General features: G+C 72.8%; 2 protein-coding genes. Both read right to left on the reverse strand.

The genetic code is table 11. The features are described from left to right. Window positions 1-1,483: rhamnulokinase (locus ASG00_RS06815; protein ID WP_162238360.1), on the reverse strand; the 1,483-nt coding region annotated here is incomplete at its 3' end. Window positions 1,484-1,500: 17 nt separating this feature from the next. Continuing rightward, window positions 1,501-2,268, reverse strand: a complete 768-nt coding sequence (locus tag ASG00_RS06820; protein WP_056207842.1) for an SDR family oxidoreductase — start codon at window positions 2,266-2,268, stop codon at window positions 1,501-1,503. Between the last annotated feature and the right edge of the window lie 95 nt (window positions 2,269-2,363).

Genomic DNA, 2,363 nt, shown 5'->3' on the forward strand with positions numbered 1-2,363 from the left:
GGGGGGCGTCGGTCCGCGGCGTGTAGCGCCGGAACGGCGGCTCGCCGTCGTCGGCGACCAGGTGACGGGCCGCGGCGAGATCCGGAAGGCGGCCGGCGGCGACGGCGAGCTGGAACAGCAGACCCCGCACGGATGCCTCGGCGGGTCCCGCGATCACGGGAAGCCCGGTGCGCTGCGCGGTGAGCGCGCACAGCAGGTCGTTGCGGGAGCCGCCGCCGACGATGCGCACGTCGGTCACCGCGCTCCCGGTGAGGTCCTCGAGCTGGTCGAGGGTTCTCGCGTACGCGAGGGCGAGGCTCTCGAGGATGGCACGCACCAGATCCGCGCGGGTGGCCGGCAGCAGCGCGCCCGACGCCGCGCACGCGGACTCGAGCCGCCCCACGAGATCGTCGGGGGCCTGCAGCGTCGGGTCGGCCGGGTCGAACGTGCCCCTGTACGTGGACGCCGCGGCATCCCGGAGAAGCTCGTGCAGATCGACCGGATGCCGGCCGTCCTTGGCGTCGAGCTCGGCCCATTCCCGCATCGTCTGCTGCAGCAGCCACATGCCGCTGAGGTTCTTCACGAGGAGCGTCTCGCCGTGTGCACCGATCTCCTGCGTGAACCCGGCCACGCGGGCCGCGTCGACGAGCAGCGGGGCGGCGACGGCCAATCCGGTGACCGCCCAGCTCCCCGCGGACACAACCGCCGTCGTCGGGGCGCTGACCGCGTCGACGACGGCGGAGAACGCCGCCGCCGTGTCGTGGGCGGTCACCCACCACACCGGCACCGGATCAGCCGCGCCGATCAGCGCGCTCACTTCGGGGAGGGTCGCGCCGGCGGGCGTCCCGGCGGTCGTCAGCGGGGGAAATGCGGCAGGGAGGTCGGCGCCGAGCGCCGCCGACCAGTCGTCGGTCGCCCGATCGACGAGCGCGGTCGACGAGGCGAGCGACGTCTCGGCGCCGACCGCACCGGTCAGCAGGTGCACGACGGTGTCCGCGATCAGCAGGATGCGGTCATCGGCCGTCCCGATGCCGGCGGCGGCATCCTGCCGCAACTGATGCACCGTGTTGATCGCCTGGTCGAGCACGCCCGTCACGGCGTAGTCGGCGGAGCCGTCCCGCGACGCCGCGGTACGCGCGGCGAGCGCGGCATCCGCGTCTCGGTGATGTCTGACGAACGGACGCAATGTCCCGTCGGTGGTCAGGCGCGCGTAGTCGACGCCCCACGAGTCGACGCCGACGCCTTCGACCGCGGCGCCCGCCCTGCGGGCTGCGATCACGCCGGCACGCAGCCCCGACACGACGCCGTCCCAGAGGGTGGGGATGTCCCATCCCCACCCGTCCGCCGACCGCACCGGAACGTTCGCGAACCGTCCGGCCTCGCGGATCGTCCACGCGGGACCGCCGCGATCCGAGGCGGCGAGGTCGAGCAACCCGAGCATCACACGGCCGCTCGAGGACCCGAGGTCGACGGCGAGGAACGCGACCGGTGCACCAGCAGTCATCTCACGTCCGCGATCGGTCAGATGGCGGTGTAGCCGCCGTCGATCACCAGCGTCTGACCGGTGAGGTACGACGAGGCGTCCGACGCGAGAAGGAGCACGAGTCCGTCGAGATCGGCGGGCTCACCCATGCGTCCGGCCGGAATGCGGGCGACCCAGTCGGCCGCGAGCTCCGGGTTCGCCTCGGTGAACTGGCGCGTCATGTCGGAGAGGAAATAGCCCGGGGCGATCGCGTTCACCCGGATGGCCGGCGCCCACTCGACGGCGAGGGAGGTCGCCAGGTGGGCGACAGCGGCCTTCGACGCGTTGTACGACGCCTGGTTCTGCGGCACGTTGACGATGAACCCCGACATCGACGACACGAGGATCGCGGACCCGGAACGGCCCTCGGCGATGAGCGGACGCGCGAAGCTCTGCGTGCTGTAGAAGGTGCCGCTCAGGTTGATGTCGATCACCCGCGCCCACGCCGACGGCTCGACCTCGGCGGCGTCGCCCCAGATGGTGATGCCGGCGGCGGTGATCAGGATGTCGGCGGTGCCGAGGGCGCCGCGGACGGCGGCGAATGCCGCATCGACGGATGCCGCGTCGGTGACGTCGACCGTCGCCCACGCCGTCGGCACACCGGTCTCCTCGGCGAGGCGTGCGGCGGATGCCTCGACCTCCGGGAGCAGATCGAGGAGTGCGACGCTCGCGCCCTGACGGGCGAGGGCGGAGGCGAGGGAATAGCCGAGGCCGCGTGCGCCGCCGGTGACGACGGCGACCCGGCCGGCGAGGTCAGGGAAGTTCATGAGGGCTCCAACGTGAAGAGGGGATGGCAGAGCAGAAAGGAGGCAGGGTCGACCGACGGTGGCAGGGAGACGAGCTCCCGGCCACCGCGGGCGGG

The organism is Microbacterium sp. Leaf351 (assembly GCF_001423825.1).
GTDB classification, from domain to species: Bacteria; Actinomycetota; Actinomycetes; order Actinomycetales; family Microbacteriaceae; genus Microbacterium; species Microbacterium ginsengisoli.